Raw genomic sequence first — 15,957 nt, forward strand, 5'->3', positions numbered from 1 at the left:
TTAGATCAATAGTGTTACAGCACACGCCAAGCAACCCTGACCGGCTTTCCCCACACTCACTCTGAACTGACACGCGACGGCGACACTGCTAGCAACAAAGACCCGTTGTCACACTTTGTCGGGTGTTTTGGCGCGGCTTTGCTGGCACAACAAAAACTGGAACTTACCTACCCGGTCCTGTGCAAATCCGCATCTTACACGGTGAAATAGACTCCCGATACCGCACTTTGGTCAAAACCAAGGCCGCGCACACGGCCAAATTTGCACCGATCCTGTATTACGCGGGCCGCGGACCGAAACATGAAAATCCCCGAAGATTAAACCCTCTTCCCCCGCCCGTTGAACCGTGGCAACGTCGCCGCCATGACACAGCAAATCACCAGCCCCAACGGCACCCCCGCCCGTCGCTTTGCCTTCGGCTGTATGCAGTTCGGCGGCACCGCCAACGCCCGCGACTCAGAGGAAATGTTTGAGGCTTGCCTCGCCGCTGGCATCACCCATTTCGACACGGCTCACGGCTATACGGATGGCCAGAGCGAAGAAATTCTCGGCAGCATGATCGCGCCCCATCGCGACGGCCTAGTGATTGCCACCAAGGCGGGCTACACGGGCGGTGCTGGCACCGAAAACCTACGGGCGCAATTCGACATCTCCCGCAAGCGGCTGGGCATGGATCACGTGGATATCCTCTATTTGCACCGCTTTGATCTCAACACCGACCTCAACGAAACACTCGACTGTTTCGCCGCTCTGAAAAGCGAGGGCAAAATTTCGTATGTTGGCCTGTCCAACTTCGCCGCGTGGCAAGTGGTCAAAGCGTCTTGGCTGGCCGAAAAACGCGGTCTGACCATCGATGTCCTGCAACCGATGTACAATCTGGTGAAGCGTCAGGCCGAGGTCGAAATTCTGCCGATGTGCGCTGATCTCGACATCTTGCCGGCGACCTATTCGCCCCTTGGCGGCGGGCTGCTAACTGGCAAATACGCCGCCCAAGTGCCGAGCGGACGCCTTGCCACCGATGACCGCTACGCTGCCCGCTATGGCCTTGACTGGATGCACAATGCAGCGACGCAACTCTCTGATATTGCGTCCGAACTGGGTACGCATCCCGCAACTCTGGCGGTCGCATGGGCCGCGCGTCACACCAGCCAGCCTTGCCCGATCCTGTCGGCACGCAGCGCCGCCCAATTGGCACCTTCACTTGACGCGCTGTCGTTTCAAATGGACGACGCGCTCTACGCCCGCCTCGCCGCCTTAACCCCCACGCCACCCCCGGCCACGGACCGTCTGGAAGAAGCATGACCGACTTTATCGTCATCGGTGGCGGCATCGCCGGCACCTCCGCCGCAGCCCGCCTTTCCGAGCTGGGACAAACCCTGCTATTGGAACGCGAAACGTCTCTTGGCTATCACGCCTCAGGCCGCTCCGCAGCGCTCTACGAAAGCAACTACGGCCTCGCCAGCACAGTCGCCTTGTCCAAGGCCAGCAGCGACTTTTTTCACCACGCCCACGGCGGTTTCCTAAGCCCGCGCGGCCTGATGTTCATCGCCGGTCACGGACAACAAGACGCTTTTTCAAAGGCCTGTGAAACGTTCAACGTCGCCCCCATCGACATGGAAACCGCGCTGGCCAAAGTCCCGATCCTGAATCCCGAGACTGTCGGCCAAGCCGCCTTTCACGATGCGGCCTTTGACATCGACACCGACCGCATGATCCAGACCTTTGCCAAGACTGTCCGCGACACCGGCGGCACTGTAAAAACCGGACAGGACGTCACCGCGATCACCCGCACAACGCACGGTTGGCAGGTCACGGCCAACGGCGAAACCCACAGCGCCAAAATGCTTTTCAATGCGGCTGGTGCTTGGGCGGACCCCATTGCCGAAATGGCAGGCATAAAGCCCCTTGGCTTCTCCCCTATGCGCCGCTCCATGGCGCGCATCCCTGCGCCTGGCGGTCACGACCTCACGGGGTGGCCAATGATCCTCGATATCAACGAAACGTGGTACGCTAAACCCGACGCCGGAAGCCTGCTGGTCTCCCCTGCCGAAGAAGACCCAATGCAGCCCTTTGATGCCTGGCCCGACGACATGGTTCTGGCCGAAGGCATCGCCCGCTATCAAGACTTTGTCACCGAAGAAGTCACCCAACTCACCAGCAGCTGGGCTGGCTTGCGCACCTTCTCGCCGGATCGCAACCTTGTGCTCGGCCCCGCCACGGACGACCCGTCGTTCTTCTGGGTGGCTGGTCAGGGCGGATACGGCTTCCAATCAGCACCCGCCGCCAGCCAATACGTCGCCGATCAGGTCGCGGGTCGCGCCTCTGAACTCGACCAAGCAACCCGCGACGCGCTTAACCCACAAAGGTTCGCCTGATGCCCCGCCGCCTCAACCTTCCCGACAGCGCCTCGGTCGCCACGCCTCACGAGGGTGGCAAACTCTTCGCGCCCTCTGCAGCGCGCAACGTCGACGCGATCACAAACTTGCTGACCGAAATCGCGCCTCCAACTGGTCATGCGCTCGAAATTGCCAGCGGCACCGGCCAGCACGTCGTTCATTTCGCTGCCGTTCTGTCAGGTCTCACATGGCAGCCCACGGAAATCGACGCCACTCGCCGCGCCAGCATCACCGCCCATCTGGCGGAGGCCAACCTGCCAAACATCAGCACACCCATCCCCCTTGACGCCACGGCCTCAGACTGGGGCGCGCACCATGCTGGTAAAAACCTGATCACGCTGTCCAACTTGTTGCATCTGGTCAGCGCCACCGAGGCCCAGACCCTGATTGCCGAAGCCGCAGAGGCGCTCGTGCCGGATGGCGTCCTGATGATCTATGGGCCCTTCAAACGTGGCGAGACGCTCGTCAGCGACGGCGACAAAAGCTTTGACGACAGCTTACGCGCTCAGGATCCGGAGATCGGCTACAAGTCCGACCAGATGGTCCTAAACTGGGGCAAAACCGCTGGGTTGATCCCGCTTGTCCCTCGCGAAATGCCCGCCAACAATCTCGCGCTTATCTGGCAAAAGCCCGCGTAATCACGAGCCCACCCGATTTCTTGCCGTTTTCCCGCCTTGATATGATCTGGGTCAATTTCATATTCGCTGAATAGAATACGAAAGACCAAACCACAGACGTCAAGGAGCCCGACATGAGCTGGAGCGACAAACTGAACGATACCCGCGGACAATTGCGTGGCCTGAACAAATCCATCCCCGACACTACGCGTGCCTTTGGCGCCCTTGGAAAATCGGTCAAGGAAGGCGGTGTTCTGGACTTCAAAACCAAAGAATTCATCGCCCTCGGGATCGCTGTGGCCATGCGCTGCGAAGCCTGCATCGTCTTGCACTGCGAAACACTTGTGAAAGCTGGCGCCACCAAAGAAGAGATCGGCGACGTATTGGCCATGACCATCCAGATGGGTGGCGGCCCTTCGATGATGTATGCGGCCAAGGCACAAGAGTGCTTTGAGGAGCTATCTGCGGGCTGACAAGCCCCATCATGACGCATAAGGTTGGTCTAACATTTTTACAAACTGGACCCCCCTTATGCTTCGAACTTTTATGTGTAGCTGCCTTGTCGCTGGCGCCGTGGCCGGCCCCGTTCTTGCCGAAGACCTGTCCCAATGGAGCTTCGGTACCGAGAGCGCCATAACTTTGGGTGACGTTCAATCTCTGCGCATCCGCATCTTTAAAACCTTTGACGCGGATGGCGACGGCGCGCTGAACACCGATGAATACACAGCATTTGACAAAGCCCGCGCCGAAGCAGCCAAGCAATCGCATTCCTCTTTCCTTTTGCGTTCGGTCACAGGCATGAGCCGCGGGAACATCGATACAAATCTAGATGGCATGGTCACGCGTTCCGAAATGGAAGCCGCTTTGTTGGGATGGTTCAATTCGGTGGATAAAAACGGCGACGGGCTGATTACCAAAGGTGAATACTGATCTAACAAAAGGCGGCCGCATTGATTTAGCCACCAAAAGCAACGGCTCAGACAGGAAGACGCATTGCGTCGATCCCATCTGCCTTGGTGACCGAACAACAGATGCTGGACAGGGTGCGCGGCTGATCAAAGGGCCATGGACGTCCGCGATGCAGGACCGCGCGCTGATCCCAGATCAGCACGTCGCCCACCTCCCAATTGTGGGCATAGGTGAATTCGGGCCGCGTGCAAAAATCCATAAGCTCGTCAAGCAAGGCTTCGCTCTCTGCTTTGTCATAGCCATCAACCGCATAAGCATGGGATGCGATATAGAGCGCTTCATGCCCGTTCACCGGGTTGGGCCAAATGGCATTCCAGTGGGTGGCAGGCCACTTGTGAAACATCGGAAGCTTGGCCAGCTCAGGTGATATTTTGGCGCGCGAGTTGGCGTAGTGATGCCAGATACCTCGCCCGCGAATGCGCGCACGCAACGTCTCAGGCATCGCCGCCCAAGCAGCGCGTGTGGATGCGAGTTCGGTCTGGCCACCCTCGCTGGCAACAACCCGCGCGGTGATGATGTTGCTGAGGGCCGGTGTGGGAATGAACGTGCTGTCGGTATGCCAAAGGAAATTTGATTGCAGGTTCAGCGTATGCAGATCCATTTCATCGGTGATCGATCCGTCTTTTCGAACATTGGAAACCTTGGGGATCGAAAATGCCTCGCCAGGTTTGCGTTCATCTGCCAAGCGGTCTTCGATGGGCCCAAAGGCCTGTGCCAATTCCAAGTGGGCTTCGTCGCTGAGGTCTTGCCGCCGAAACAAGAGCGCCGAGTGTGCTTCAAACAGGGCGCGCAACTCACCAAAGCGGCCCGATGGAACGATTTCGGAGATGTGTGTGCCTGTGATCTCAACGCCAAACGCGGGGGTGATTGGAGTAGTAGATAGAGGGGTCATTGGGACATTCCAGTTACGGCTTTGGCTTCGATATCTTCCGGCGTCAGGTCTTTGACCAATTCCCATGCCGTGGACTTGGCGCTGTTCAAAAGCCCCTTGGGATCAAGCCGTTTTTTCCAGGCCAGATGGCTGTAATCCGCGTTGTGCAACCCGCCGCGTTCAACCTGATTGGAATGCGCGTCATAAACGGCAAAACCGTGATCGCGGTAGGTCTGGTTGATCGCCTCCAACCGCTCTTTGCCCGAGAACCAAATGATAGGTAGGTCGATCGCCGCGATTTCACCGCCCAAACGGATAAATTCGTGATGTGTCCAGACGTCGTCGCCCAGATCTGCGCGCAAGGATGTGATGGCGTCGGCGTCTGCCGGATCGGGCACACCGATCTGCTGATATGTCGCGGAACGGTCTGATTTCAGCACTTGCAATGTGGTGTGGTTAAAGCAGAACTCGAACACATGCGGGATCTTCTTCACCTCTCGGTCTGCATCATTCAGCGTCAGATCCACATGGCCGCCAAGATCGGCGACAAGCTTGTTGAAGTCCGCGACATCACTTGCCGGCACATAGGCCGCGAGCAGGCTGCACCCCGCGCGCAGATGGCCTTTGAGGCGGGGGAAGTAGTCAACAATTCGGGTATCAACTACGCTGGCCATCTTGGGCGCAATGGTGTCCGCCGTCGCAACAGCATATCCCGCGGCATAGGCGCCCTCATAGGTCTCAAACGTCGCCATGCAAGCGATCCAGTCCTCAGTTGGCACTGTACGAAGGGTCACCTCGGTTATCACTCCATTCAACCCCCAAGCATGATGGATTTTCAGGACATCTTCGCCTTCAAACACATGGTCCTGCGGGTCAGCCTCAAGCGACAAGGCCTTGAGCGCGATTAGATTGCCCGGCTCGCGCAGAGCACCCGTCGCCAGAGACCCAATCCCGGCCGAACCACCCGCCACAAATCCACCAACTGTGGCGATATCTTGTGTCGACGGGAACATGGCCATTTCCTGTCCGGTTTCTTTCAGGGCGGCGTTCATGTCGGCCATCAGAGCACCAGCTTCGGCCCGGATGAACCCGTCGCCAATTTCAAGAATGCGGTCCATGCCTCGTGTTTCAATGATCAGCCCGCCGTCAACCGGCACACATTGCCCGTAATTGCCCGTGCCACCACCGCGCAGGACGACCGGCACTTCGGCGTCAAAGGCTTGCTTCAGACAGTGTTTCATCTCATCAGCGGTTTTTGGCACGGCCACCAAATCCCCGAAACTGTGCTTCAGCTCATCGTTCAGGATCGGGCTGTACCAGAAAAAGTCGCGCGAGCGTTTCTTGACCAGAACAGGTTCATCAATCACGTCGACTGGGGCCAGGCGGGCCGCGAATGCGGCCCAATCAATGTTGGTTTTACCGGATATGGATGTCATACGGTCTCTCCTTTGCAAACATCGGACAGGGGTACGGGACGAGTGGTGCCGGACAGAATGTCGGATGTGGATGTTGCGTCGAACAACAGGAGATCCCCGATTGCTGCCACGTCGACGTAAGCGGGCGCAAGGCCAAGTGCGCGATCGGCACCGGTGGTGATCATAGGTAAATAGTCGCCAAATGGCGGGTCCAGATGCGCGGTCAGAACCGCAAGGGCCAGCGATTGGCAAGGGTCGTGCCGCCCAATGGGACAAAACGCGTCCCTCACGTTGTCAGTGCCAACGACCACGGGCACGCCAGCCGCGCCCAGTTCCCGCATGCGCGTGATGCCGCGCCGATCAGGCGTGCCGCTGGCGCGGCCTTGAAGGTACAGGTTGGTGGCGGGAAGCGCGGCAATCGTAAGGCCTGCGCGGGCGATCTTGTCCGTTACCCGCGTCAAATCTGGCCCTTGAAGGTTGGCCAGACTGCAGGCGTGACCGCACAGAACCGGACCCTGAAAGCCATGTTCAAGGGCGGCATCAGCAACCAGTTCCAGCCCGTTCAAACCATCTGCAAGCCCCTCATCGACGTGAAAATCCAGCGCGAGGCCGAACTTTTCGGCAACCCGAAAGGCATTTTTGATTCCTTCTTGCCGGTTGGGTTGCTGAAAGACAAAAGCGCCCAGCACGCCGGTTGTCGCGGCAACGAGACGTGCGATGCTGTTGGCAACGTCGGAATCGGCCAGATCGTCGATGCCGGTCAAAGGACAAATTTGCAAGGTGACCCTGTTGCGATGGTCCTGTTCAAGCTCGTTCAGCACGTGCCACGCAAGCGGAGGGACAGTTGCGTCGGCCCCGTGGGTCCAGTCCACATGGCTGCGCACACTCCGACAACCGGATCCAATTAACTCCTGCAAACCGCGTGTAGCGCGATCCCGCACATCATCCGTGGTCCATATCGCGCGGTCCAGAGCCTGAGCCTCGATCGCGGCCTGCAAATCGCCACCGACGCCGTGCATCCGTGAAATGCTGTGACATTTGTCCAGATGCACATGGCATTCTGTCAGTTTGGGCATCACCAGTTGCCGCGCATCCCCATGCCCATCATGGTTTTGCAAGCCAAGTGCCTTACCATCCCTAACAACCAAATCTCCGTGCAGGCAGTCTTGGTGTTTATGACCGCCAAACCGGTCCGGATGGGCCAGCATTGAGACTGGCACCAAAACATCTTTGAGGATCTGATCGGTTAACATGCGCAAGTTCATTGCAATCACCGTCGGTGGTCGAAGTCGGAAAACTCCGACAAGAAAGCCACAAAATTGCGTGCCGCGCTGGCCAACAGGTGTGCGCCTTTTTCGCGGGTTGCTGCCGAGGCATCGCCACAAGCGCCCGAAGCGTTCAAATCGTCAATAATCCAGCCCGGTTTTGCGGCTTGCCCCGTCAGTCCAATGAAGCTGTTAGACTGCTCCCAATCTGGCATCGCTGGCACAAAGTTCTCGGCAAGGGCCATGTCTACCAAATCCGGTTTGGCCGCCAGCATCGGAGAGGTTTCGCTATCTCCGGCATGCAGGTCATAGGCCATTGCGGCCGGATCCATCACAACGTCCCAATCGGCAAAGCCGAACCAGGAACAGGTGGCGACAATCATCTCGTGCGCGATGCGTAAATCCCGCGCGGCAATATCCAAAACAGCGGTGTTGCCGCCATGACCGTTCAGAAACACCAAACGCCGCACGCCCGCGCGCGCAACGGAAGCGGCGATATCACGCAAGGTCGCCAATAGAGTCTCTGCCGAAAGGCTGAGCGTGCCCGGATGGCGGTCATGTTCGCCCGATTTGGTGATTGTCAGCGTTGGCAGGATCAGAACGTTTTGATCCGACGCGAGCAATGGCAGGGCCTGATCCAGCACGGCTTCGACCAAATCCCGATCCACAGAGACCGGCAAATGCGGCCCGTGTTGTTCTATCGCCCCCACGGGCAGAACCGCCACAAGATCGTCCGGCAGGTTCCGAAAAGCGGGTGCCTTCTGGTCGGCCCAATATCCCTGAATGCTCATGCTGACGAGACCGGCAGATGCAACGCGCGCCAACGCTTGCGCGTAGTCAGTATACCAATGCCGCTGATCCTAGGGTCGCCCCTGAGACACGCCAATTTTCCACGCTGCTTCATATCGTCCTCCTTGACGAAGTCAGTTTGCGCGGCCCTAAGATGTCGTCTGTGCCAGAGATGTTCCATAATGCTCTCAAAGTTACCCTCTAAAGGCAAGCCTAATTGTCACTCAGGAAAGATGAATGAAATGAAAGAGTTAACTCCCAGCACCCTGCGTCCACCCTTTGCGCGCTACGCTCATGGTGTCGAGATTCCAGCGGGCTGGCGGATCGTTCAAAGCTCTGGTCAGCTGGGGATCCGAGCCGATGATTCCATTCCCCAAGACGCCTATGCGCAGGCTGTCATTTGTTTTCAATCCCTGACCGAAATTTTGAATTCTGCGGGTATGGGCCCCAAGGATGTCGCACATATCTCGGCCTATGTGACAGACCGTGAACACATGGCGGGATACATGCGAGCCCGCGACGCGTTCATGGCGCAAGCAGGCAGATTGCCCAGTTCCACCCTGCTGATCGTGTCGGGTTTCACCCGACCCGAGTTCAAGGTGGAAGTAGAGATTCTGGCCGCTGCTCCGTGAATTTGAAGGATCTGGAGGTCGGATGCGTGACCTTGAAATTAGGTTAGTTATCAACTCTTGTTTTTGAACAGTCCTCAAAGGCGACAAACACCGAAATCAATGAGGCTGACCCCATCAGATCTTCCCGATTAGCGTGTTGATCTCAATTTTAGTAAATACTGGAAGCTCCGTCCCCAAAACTCAAACCACCTTCGCAAATGCACCAAATTCTGGTCTCGCCCTGCTTACTCCCTTTGGATTTTCAATTGGCCGCCGTTGGTGCACGCGCACCCCGCGCGGCCCAACCACAATGTTGATGCAGCCGACTTGAAACTTGACGACCTGTCGCCGATTTCACCCGTTCACAGCCGGAAATTTCGTCTAGGCAGCGCAAAGCGTGACCAAATCGCGCGAATAAAACAGTCTTGCGCGGAGATTTTGGCTCAATTTTTTATCATCTGACCCAAATGCCATGTTTTTGCAGCAAGAAAAGTTCATCCGCCTAGGTTGATCGCCCTAGGCTGAATGTGCAGGACGCTTAGGGTTCCGCCGCCTTACAAGCGGGTCAGGTCCGAGAAGCGTCACCTTGTTGGCAAAATCCGGCAAGGCACACGGCGGGGCAAAATCCCGGGAGACTACTGCGCAGGTTTCGTCCGCGCCCATTCTCTTTGTTCCGCCAGCGGCCCGCAAACCACAAACACGTTCGGCGGGACGTTAAATCGGGGAAAGACATGAAAATCACGAAACTAATGTCCGCAACCGCCCTTGCACTGGGTGTATTGTCCGCTGCTGCCGCGCCTGTGGCAGCCCAACAGAAAACCGAATTCAAACTCGCATGGTCTATCTATGTCGGCTGGATGCCTTGGGGCTACCTTGAAGATTCTGGTATCATGGATAAATGGGCCGACAAATATGGCATTGATGTCGAGATCGTCCAGTTCAATGACTACGTCGAATCCATCAACCAATACACTGCAGGTGCATTTGACGGCGTTTCTGCGACCAATATGGACACGCTTTCTATTCCATCTGGCAGCGGCGTTGACACCACGGCGTTGATTATTGGCGATTATTCCAACGGCAATGACGCTGTGATCGCCAAGGGTGCCAGTGGCCTCGCCGATCTCAAGGGCAAGCCGGTCAACCTTGTTGAACTGTCAGTGTCCCATTATTTGCTGGCACGCGGCCTTGATACCGTCGGCTTGGAAGAGTCCGATTTGGGCTCTGTGATCAACACCTCTGACGCCGATATGATTGCTGCATACGCAACGAAAGACGTCGAAGCCGTGGTCACATGGAATCCGCTGGTGTCGGAAATTCTTGGCTCCAACCCGGATGCCGTAAACCTTTTTGACAGCTCCATGATCCCGGGCGAGATCCTTGATTTGATGGTGGTTAACACCGAGACCTTGGCGGACAACCCGGACTTTGGCAAAGCTGTTGTGGGCGCGTGGTACGAGGTGATGGGCCTTATGGCGGCGGGCGACGAAGCGGCGCTGACGGCGATGGCCGAAGCGTCTGGAACGGATCTGGAGGGATATAAGGCCCAGATGGCCGCCACCGAGATGTTCTTTGATCCCGCTGCTGCTGTTGCGCAGGCGGGCTCGGATGATTTGCCGACCACCATGAGCAATGTGGCAGAGTTTCTCTTTGACAAAGGCATCTTGGGCGAAGGCGCACCAAGTGCTGACTTCGTCGGCGTGGCGTATCCTGACGGCTCTGTTTCAGGCTCCGAAGCAAATGTGAAGTTCCGCTTTGACACCACATACATGCAGATGGCCGCGGACGGCTCCTTGTAAATCAACTTAAGGGTGCCGCCTAGGCGGCACCCGATATGTCTCTGATCGAGGACATCTTTGCCATGCGCTTGATAAATTATGTACCAAGTCGGCCCGGAGCGATTTTTCTTGCGGCCTTGCCGTTTATTCTCTTGTTCGTGGCGTATTCGATCGCCTCGGACATCCGTTTGACGGCAAACCCGCAAGATAAGTTGCTACCTGCACCATCGACGATTGTGGAAACCGCCGAGCGCTTGTTCACGGTTCCGGACAAACGTTCAAAAGAAATACTACTATGGAATGATACTTTTGCCAGTCTCGGGCGATTGTTTGGAGGTGTTGCCATCTCGGCAACTTTGTCGCTGATCCTCGGCATCGCCATTGGTCTTTTGCCTTATGCGCGCTCGCTGTTTTCAAGTTTCATCGCAGTGATGTCGATGGTGCCACCATTGGCCCTGTTGCCAATACTGTTCATTGTTTTTGGCCTAGGAGAGGTCTCGAAAATCGTCCTTATCGTGATCGGGATCACGCCGTTTATGACGCGGGATTTGGCGCAACGGGTCATGGAGATCCCCAACGAGCAAATCGTCAAAGCCCAGACGCTCGGCGCATCCAGCTGGGTTGTTGCGCAACGCGTCGCGCTGCCACAGGTTCTGCCGCGTCTGATTTCGAATGTGCGATTGTCTTTGGGCTCGGCTTGGTTGTTCCTCATCGCCGCCGAAGCGGTGGCGTCAAACGTTGGCCTTGGCTACCGGATTTTCTTGGTCCGTCGCTATCTGGCCATGGATGTGATCCTAACCTACGTCATTTGGATTACTTTGCTGGCCTTCATCATCGACTGGGCGCTGAAAGCCCTGTCTCGTCGCGCGTTCCCTTGGATGGAGGCCGGACTATGAGTTTTGTAGGTGTCACAAATGTCTGGCAACGCTATGGGGATCGCTCGATCCTGGAGCGGGTCAATGTCTCAGTGGATGAAGGAGAATTTGTCTCGATTGTCGGGGCCTCCGGATGCGGTAAATCAACCTTTCTTAGGATGCTTCTTGCAGAAGAGAGCCCCTATAAAGGCGACATAAGCATTGAAGGGGGCGACACCGCGGTGGAACCCAACCGCGAGCGCGGGGTTGTGTTCCAAAAATATTCTGTGTTTCCCCATCTGTCCGTGCGCGAAAACCTGATCGCAGCCGAAGCGTTTCAAAATCCTCTTGGCACACTACGCGGCTCGGCTCGAAAGAACGCCGAAACCCGTGCAGATGCCATGCTCGAACGGATTGGGTTGAACCATGTGCTACATCAGTTCCCCGCCTCTTTGTCCGGGGGGATGCAACAGCGACTTGCGATCGGCCAAGCCATGACAGCAAAGCCTCGCATCCTTCTGCTGGATGAGCCTTTTGGGGCACTGGATCCGGGTACGCGATTGCAAATGCACGATTTCCTGCTCGAACTGCGTGAAGAGACAAACATGACCGTCTTCATGGTTACGCATGATCTGGACGAAGCATTTAAGCTGGGCGATCGGGTCTTGGTTTTTGACAAGCCGCGCTGGGATCCTCAGGATCCGGGCCTTTTCGGGGCCACAATCACCTATGATTTTGATGCCCGTGACAAGGGCATCCCGTATCAGGACATTCTAGCCGCGTACCCGTCACTCGCGTCGGCTTGACCCAACCGCTGCAAGCGCCGCCGGGCTCCGCTTTCAGTGTTCACCAAAGCCCGGAAGGACTCCGCCTGTTGGCGGAACTGATTTGGGAGACAAACGTGTTTTCAGATCCAAAGCGTACCCGGTCACACCACCCAAGTGACCTGCGTAAAACTTTAGGCCGTCGTGAAAAGCGACATCACCATCCGGACTTGACCAAACTGGCCGGCTGGAAGGCCATGCAAAAAGAGGCCGACCTACCGGAAGGCCGCCACGAAGAAGAGCGTCGCTGGGCCTTGCGCATGGGGCTCACCGGCGCGGACGCGATTGAGGACAAATCCATCCCGACCTTCGCAAGAGGTGAACTGCCGCATTTTGCGGGCATCAACACCTTCTTGAAAGCGCCCTACGCCGAGGACGTTCTAGAGGTCGCAAACTATGACGCGACCGTGTTGGGCATTCCATTTGATGGCGGGACAACCTATCGCCCAGGAACACGATTTGGGCCCCAAGGGCTGCGCAAAATCTCGGCCTTGTACACGCCCTACAACTACGAATTGGGCGTCGACCTACGCGAGCAAATGACCCTTTGTGATGCTGGCGATGTGTTTACCATTCCGGCGAATATCGAAAAGTCGTTTGATCAGATAAGCCGCGGCGTCAGCCATGTCTTTAGCTCCGGATCTTTGCCCATCATGATTGGTGGCGATCACTCGATCGGCTTCCCATGTGTGCGTGGCATTGCCGAATGTACCTCCAAGAAAATCGGCATTGTGCATTTTGACCGCCATGCGGACATTCAGGAAAAGGATCTGGATGAACGCATGCACACGACGCCATGGTTCCACTCCACCAACCTGCCAAATGTGCCCGCAACAAACTTGGTGCAAATCGGGATCGGCGGCTGGCAAGTGCCGCGAGAGGCAGTCAAGGTCGCGCGCGAACGAAACACCAACATCATCACTATGGGCGACATGGAGAAGATGGGCATCGACAAAACCATCGAAATGGCGCTCGAGATGGCATGGAAAGACGTCGACATGGTTTATCTGTCCTTTGACATCGACAGCATCGACTGTGGCTTTGTGCCTGGCACAGGCTGGCCCGAACCGGGCGGCTTCCTGCCACGCGAGGCGTTGGCACTGGCGTCCGGCATCGCGGCCGAAGGCATCTGCGGCATGGAGCTGGTCGAGGTGTCTCCGCCTTATGACACATCTGATATCACGGCCTTGATGGGCACACGTGTCATCGTGGATGTTTTGGGGGCCTTGGTTTCAAACGGCAAACTGGGGGCGCACAAGCGGCACATCGACAAGCCTGTGTCTTTGCCGCATGGCGAATTCGAGGGCAAACGCTGGTCGAACGCCGAACCGCACAAGGTGGGTGAATGATGCCACACGATCATCACCACCATCATCATGATCACAACCATGGACCGCACGGGCATGGCCACAACCATGCGCATGGCGAGCATATGCACAGCCATATGCATGAACATGACGAGGCCGCAGACCTTCAGGTTTTGGCTGCGCAATTTATCGATGGGTTTTTGCAAGCTTCAGACAAAACCAGCTACTTGAAATTGGCGGGTGTGCCTTTTGAGCGCCCGTCCAAGGACGGTGCCAAGGCGCTAAAGCTGATCGACGTGGAGCTGATGACCGACTGGCAGGTCGGGACGGCGTCACCGTCTTTTGGATCACGCGAACTGAGCTATTTGCCTTTCCCCGGCGAAATGGTCCAGGAACGCACCAATATGTCGCTGATCTACGTGTCGATGGACGAAAGATCTACTTTGGACATTCGCGACTTTTTATTCCAACGCAAGCAGGAGATAGAGGCATGAAACGTAGCCTTTTCGTACTGGCGACCCTAACCTCAACCTCGCCGGCCCTTGCCCATTCTGACGGGGATTTTCATACCCATGGTATGGAGATTTCGCTGGTATTGGTTCTGGTTGCCGCAGGTTTGGCAATTTTGATGGCCAAGCGATAACTTGAAGCTCGCTGGACCGGATTGTCTTTTTGGCTCAGCGAGCGATCATAAAAATCTCAGCTGCAATTAAGTGGAACGGAACGAGGCCAATATTAGGGAAACGCAGCTCAAACCGAGTCTCCCAAATTGTCTTTGTTCTTTCGAGACCACCATTGATCTAGAGAGAGCGACCTTTTTCCCGAAGTGTTTTTTGATGCCGTCCCAACGTACGAATTGTGGCCGCGGATACAGCTAGAGATAGTTGGATCTTTGTCACGCACTGCAGACATCCAGCCAACTGGTTTGAACGTCCGTTAACCCCTATTTTCATAAGGAAGTTGCGTCCGCTTTGGGCTGAGAGCGGTCATGTGCCGGGATTTTTCCAAAGGCGGCAATGCGCAGTAAGCGAAGTTGGCAAAGCGTTGAGAACGGCCCTCGGCGGATGCGCGGCAAACGGCAGCTTCGAGGCGACCTTAGCTTGGACGAAGTTCATCGTAGGATATCATCACGTGCTCCCGATACGCTTTTCGAGCTTTTAGGCGTTTATGGTATTCGCTCAGCGCCAAAAGTGGCGCTCTGTCTATATCGATATCAAAATATCGAAAGAGCACATGGCCAAACTGGATATCTGCAAGTGTGAATGAGTTTCCAGCTAAGTAGGAATGTTGCTCGAGCCGCGAGTTTGCAATGACAAGTTTCTTTTCGAGAAACAGAACGGCTTTATCTATCGCAGCATTGTCTCTTTCTGCTTCGGGCGTTCTAACGACGCTCCAGAATATCGGTACAGTAAACTCCGAGGCCACATTAAGTTTTGACCATTCCGCCCATTGATCCACTTCCGCACGCCGCAAGGGATCAACAGGCCAGAAACTGTCTTCAGCGTAGGTGTTTGCCAAATACCTGAGGATACACCCAGATTCCCAAAGCGGAGGATTTGTGCCGTCCCTAATCACCGGAATCGTACGGTTGGGGTTGAGCGCAAAAAATTCAGCAGAGTCGGTGCCGCCAAAATGGTGGCCGATGTCGTGTCGCTCATATTCAAGATCAAGCTCGCCAATACACCACATCAACGACTGTACATTGGATGACGTTTTCCTGCCCCAAACAGTCAGCATTGGCGACTCCTATATTCTGTCAAGTGTTCAGAATCAGAGACTACCACGAAACCGCCAATGACCGCCCAGCCGACCTTAGCGCAAACCGCAGCGAATGCCCGTTCTCCGCCCGACATGTCGTTTGGTCACGTCTGTTTCGGGCTGGCACCGGTCGGCGCATCCCGGAGTGCTTGGACGGGTTTTGTAAGAAAGGTGAGTCTGAACCGCTTGCAGCCGTGGCGCTTCCGCCACACACAGGTCTACCTTCCAGTCGTTTCCTGAGTACTTCCACAGCACACGAAAAAACTCTACCGATTGCTCGGAGGGGTCGCATAACATACTGATATATTTGAATAATTTTTGGTTGCGGGGGTAGGATTTGAACCTACGACCTTCAGGTTATGAGCCTGACGAGCTACCGGGCTGCTCCACCCCGCGACACGCGATCTTTTCGATCGCACACTCTATCGTTTGAGACAGAGATATTCAGCATCGTAATTGAGAGATACGTATTATACGAGGTCGTTTACTAGGTCTGGCGATGA

Annotated in this window: 17 protein-coding genes, 1 tRNA gene and 1 riboswitch; of the genes, 12 read left to right on the forward strand and 6 right to left on the reverse strand. The window is 56.2% G+C overall.

The features are described 5' to 3' along the window. The first annotated feature begins 363 nt into the window (after positions 1 to 363). The 5 genes from SHIM_RS00210 (at position 364) to SHIM_RS00230 (ending at position 3,943) form a co-directional block, all read left to right on the forward strand. On the forward strand, positions 364 to 1,302 hold the full coding sequence (locus SHIM_RS00210) for an aldo/keto reductase (RefSeq protein WP_054000613.1): 939 nt from the start codon (positions 364 to 366) through the stop codon (positions 1,300 to 1,302). Then, complete coding sequence (locus SHIM_RS00215) at positions 1,299 to 2,375, forward strand: NAD(P)/FAD-dependent oxidoreductase (protein ID WP_054000614.1); 1,077 nt, start codon at positions 1,299 to 1,301, stop codon at positions 2,373 to 2,375. Before SHIM_RS00210 ends, SHIM_RS00215 begins: the two co-directional genes overlap by 4 nt. Beyond that, positions 2,375 to 3,034, forward strand: a complete 660-nt coding sequence (locus tag SHIM_RS00220; RefSeq protein ID WP_054000615.1) for a DUF938 domain-containing protein — start codon at positions 2,375 to 2,377, stop codon at positions 3,032 to 3,034. The genes SHIM_RS00215 and SHIM_RS00220 overlap by 1 nt, the downstream gene beginning before the upstream one ends. A 113-nt stretch (positions 3,035 to 3,147) precedes the next feature. Then, positions 3,148 to 3,486, forward strand: a complete 339-nt coding sequence (locus SHIM_RS00225) for a carboxymuconolactone decarboxylase family protein (protein ID WP_054000616.1) — start codon at positions 3,148 to 3,150, stop codon at positions 3,484 to 3,486. A gap of 73 nt (positions 3,487 to 3,559) precedes the next feature. After that, positions 3,560 to 3,943, forward strand: a complete 384-nt coding sequence (locus SHIM_RS00230; RefSeq protein ID WP_054000617.1) for an EF-hand domain-containing protein — start codon at positions 3,560 to 3,562, stop codon at positions 3,941 to 3,943. A 46-nt stretch (positions 3,944 to 3,989) separates the two neighbouring features. Here the strand turns inward: SHIM_RS00230 and SHIM_RS00235 are convergent, their stop codons facing one another. The 4 genes from SHIM_RS00235 to SHIM_RS00250 are packed head-to-tail and all read right to left on the reverse strand — an operon-like array spanning position 3,990 to position 8,324. Beyond that, positions 3,990 to 4,874 (reverse strand): TauD/TfdA dioxygenase family protein, encoded by an 885-nt coding sequence (locus SHIM_RS00235; protein ID WP_054000618.1) that lies wholly within the window; start codon positions 4,872 to 4,874, stop codon positions 3,990 to 3,992. Continuing rightward, a complete protein-coding gene (locus SHIM_RS00240) occupies positions 4,871 to 6,289 on the reverse strand; it encodes an FAD-binding oxidoreductase (protein WP_054000619.1) in 1,419 nt (472 codons plus the stop codon). The genes SHIM_RS00235 and SHIM_RS00240 overlap by 4 nt, the downstream gene beginning before the upstream one ends. Then, the gene (locus tag SHIM_RS00245) at positions 6,286 to 7,521 is read right to left on the reverse strand and encodes an amidohydrolase family protein (RefSeq protein ID WP_054000626.1); all 1,236 of its coding nucleotides are present in this window, start codon (positions 7,519 to 7,521) and stop codon (positions 6,286 to 6,288) included. The genes SHIM_RS00240 and SHIM_RS00245 overlap by 4 nt, the downstream gene beginning before the upstream one ends. Before the next feature lie 17 nt (positions 7,522 to 7,538). Beyond that, a complete protein-coding gene (locus SHIM_RS00250; protein WP_054000620.1) occupies positions 7,539 to 8,324 on the reverse strand; it encodes a creatininase family protein in 786 nt (261 codons plus the stop codon). A 240-nt stretch (positions 8,325 to 8,564) separates the two neighbouring features. Here SHIM_RS00250 and SHIM_RS00260 point away from each other — a divergent pair, with 240 nt between their 5' ends. From SHIM_RS00260 to SHIM_RS20270, 7 genes are all read left to right on the forward strand, one after another. Beyond that, positions 8,565 to 8,954, forward strand: a complete 390-nt coding sequence (locus SHIM_RS00260) for a RidA family protein (protein WP_054000627.1) — start codon at positions 8,565 to 8,567, stop codon at positions 8,952 to 8,954. 506 nt (positions 8,955 to 9,460) lie between these two features. After that, positions 9,461 to 9,569: riboswitch (guanidine-I (ykkC/yxkD leader) on the forward strand. Between the two features lie 95 nt (positions 9,570 to 9,664). Then, a complete protein-coding gene (locus SHIM_RS00270) occupies positions 9,665 to 10,732 on the forward strand; it encodes a putative urea ABC transporter substrate-binding protein (RefSeq protein WP_054000623.1) in 1,068 nt (355 codons plus the stop codon). Between the two features lie 35 nt (positions 10,733 to 10,767). Next, positions 10,768 to 11,607, forward strand: a complete 840-nt coding sequence (locus SHIM_RS00275) for an ABC transporter permease (RefSeq protein ID WP_275043943.1) — start codon at positions 10,768 to 10,770, stop codon at positions 11,605 to 11,607. Further along, positions 11,604 to 12,371: an ATP-binding cassette domain-containing protein gene (locus tag SHIM_RS00280; RefSeq protein ID WP_054000624.1), complete on the forward strand. Its 768-nt coding sequence runs from the start codon at positions 11,604 to 11,606 to the stop codon at positions 12,369 to 12,371. The genes SHIM_RS00275 and SHIM_RS00280 overlap by 4 nt, the downstream gene beginning before the upstream one ends. A gap of 188 nt (positions 12,372 to 12,559) precedes the next feature. Further along, positions 12,560 to 13,738 (forward strand): agmatinase family protein, encoded by a 1,179-nt coding sequence (locus SHIM_RS00285; protein WP_241488750.1) that lies wholly within the window; start codon positions 12,560 to 12,562, stop codon positions 13,736 to 13,738. Next, positions 13,735 to 14,190, forward strand: a complete 456-nt coding sequence (locus SHIM_RS00290) for a hypothetical protein (RefSeq protein ID WP_241488751.1) — start codon at positions 13,735 to 13,737, stop codon at positions 14,188 to 14,190. The genes SHIM_RS00285 and SHIM_RS00290 overlap by 4 nt, the downstream gene beginning before the upstream one ends. After that, positions 14,187 to 14,339 carry a hypothetical protein gene (locus SHIM_RS20270; RefSeq protein ID WP_193749833.1) on the forward strand — a complete coding sequence of 51 codons (153 nt, stop codon included), beginning with the start codon at positions 14,187 to 14,189 and terminating at the stop codon, positions 14,337 to 14,339. The genes SHIM_RS00290 and SHIM_RS20270 overlap by 4 nt, the downstream gene beginning before the upstream one ends. A 452-nt stretch (positions 14,340 to 14,791) precedes the next feature. Here the strand turns inward: SHIM_RS20270 and SHIM_RS00295 are convergent, their stop codons facing one another. Further along, positions 14,792 to 15,433, reverse strand: a complete 642-nt coding sequence (locus SHIM_RS00295; RefSeq protein ID WP_054000625.1) for a glutathione S-transferase family protein — start codon at positions 15,431 to 15,433, stop codon at positions 14,792 to 14,794. A gap of 340 nt (positions 15,434 to 15,773) precedes the next feature. Then, a tRNA-Met gene (locus SHIM_RS00300) sits at positions 15,774 to 15,850 on the reverse strand. Positions 15,851 to 15,957 lie beyond the last annotated feature (107 nt).

Source organism: Shimia sp. SK013, from assembly GCF_001292625.1.
Lineage (GTDB): Bacteria > Pseudomonadota > Alphaproteobacteria > Rhodobacterales > Rhodobacteraceae > Shimia.

Coding starts and splice junctions, on each gene's coding strand:
- SHIM_RS00210 (WP_054000613.1), top strand. CDS start 364: ATGACACAGCAAATCACCAGCCCCAACGGCACCCCCGCCCGTCGCTTT.
- SHIM_RS00245 (WP_054000626.1), bottom strand. CDS start 7,521: ATGTTAACCGATCAGATCCTCAAAGATGTTTTGGTGCCAGTCTCAATG.
- SHIM_RS20270 (WP_193749833.1), top strand. CDS start 14,187: ATGAAACGTAGCCTTTTCGTACTGGCGACCCTAACCTCAACCTCGCCG.
- SHIM_RS00270 (WP_054000623.1), top strand. CDS start 9,665: ATGAAAATCACGAAACTAATGTCCGCAACCGCCCTTGCACTGGGTGTA.
- SHIM_RS00220 (WP_054000615.1), top strand. CDS start 2,375: ATGCCCCGCCGCCTCAACCTTCCCGACAGCGCCTCGGTCGCCACGCCT.
- SHIM_RS00275 (WP_275043943.1), top strand. CDS start 10,768: ATGTCTCTGATCGAGGACATCTTTGCCATGCGCTTGATAAATTATGTA.
- SHIM_RS00295 (WP_054000625.1), bottom strand. CDS start 15,433: ATGCTGACTGTTTGGGGCAGGAAAACGTCATCCAATGTACAGTCGTTG.
- SHIM_RS00290 (WP_241488751.1), top strand. CDS start 13,735: ATGATGCCACACGATCATCACCACCATCATCATGATCACAACCATGGA.
- SHIM_RS00225 (WP_054000616.1), top strand. CDS start 3,148: ATGAGCTGGAGCGACAAACTGAACGATACCCGCGGACAATTGCGTGGC.
- SHIM_RS00215 (WP_054000614.1), top strand. CDS start 1,299: ATGACCGACTTTATCGTCATCGGTGGCGGCATCGCCGGCACCTCCGCC.
- SHIM_RS00260 (WP_054000627.1), top strand. CDS start 8,565: ATGAAAGAGTTAACTCCCAGCACCCTGCGTCCACCCTTTGCGCGCTAC.
- SHIM_RS00230 (WP_054000617.1), top strand. CDS start 3,560: ATGTGTAGCTGCCTTGTCGCTGGCGCCGTGGCCGGCCCCGTTCTTGCC.
- SHIM_RS00240 (WP_054000619.1), bottom strand. CDS start 6,289: ATGACATCCATATCCGGTAAAACCAACATTGATTGGGCCGCATTCGCG.
- SHIM_RS00280 (WP_054000624.1), top strand. CDS start 11,604: ATGAGTTTTGTAGGTGTCACAAATGTCTGGCAACGCTATGGGGATCGC.
- SHIM_RS00250 (WP_054000620.1), bottom strand. CDS start 8,324: ATGAGCATTCAGGGATATTGGGCCGACCAGAAGGCACCCGCTTTTCGG.
- SHIM_RS00235 (WP_054000618.1), bottom strand. CDS start 4,874: ATGACCCCTCTATCTACTACTCCAATCACCCCCGCGTTTGGCGTTGAG.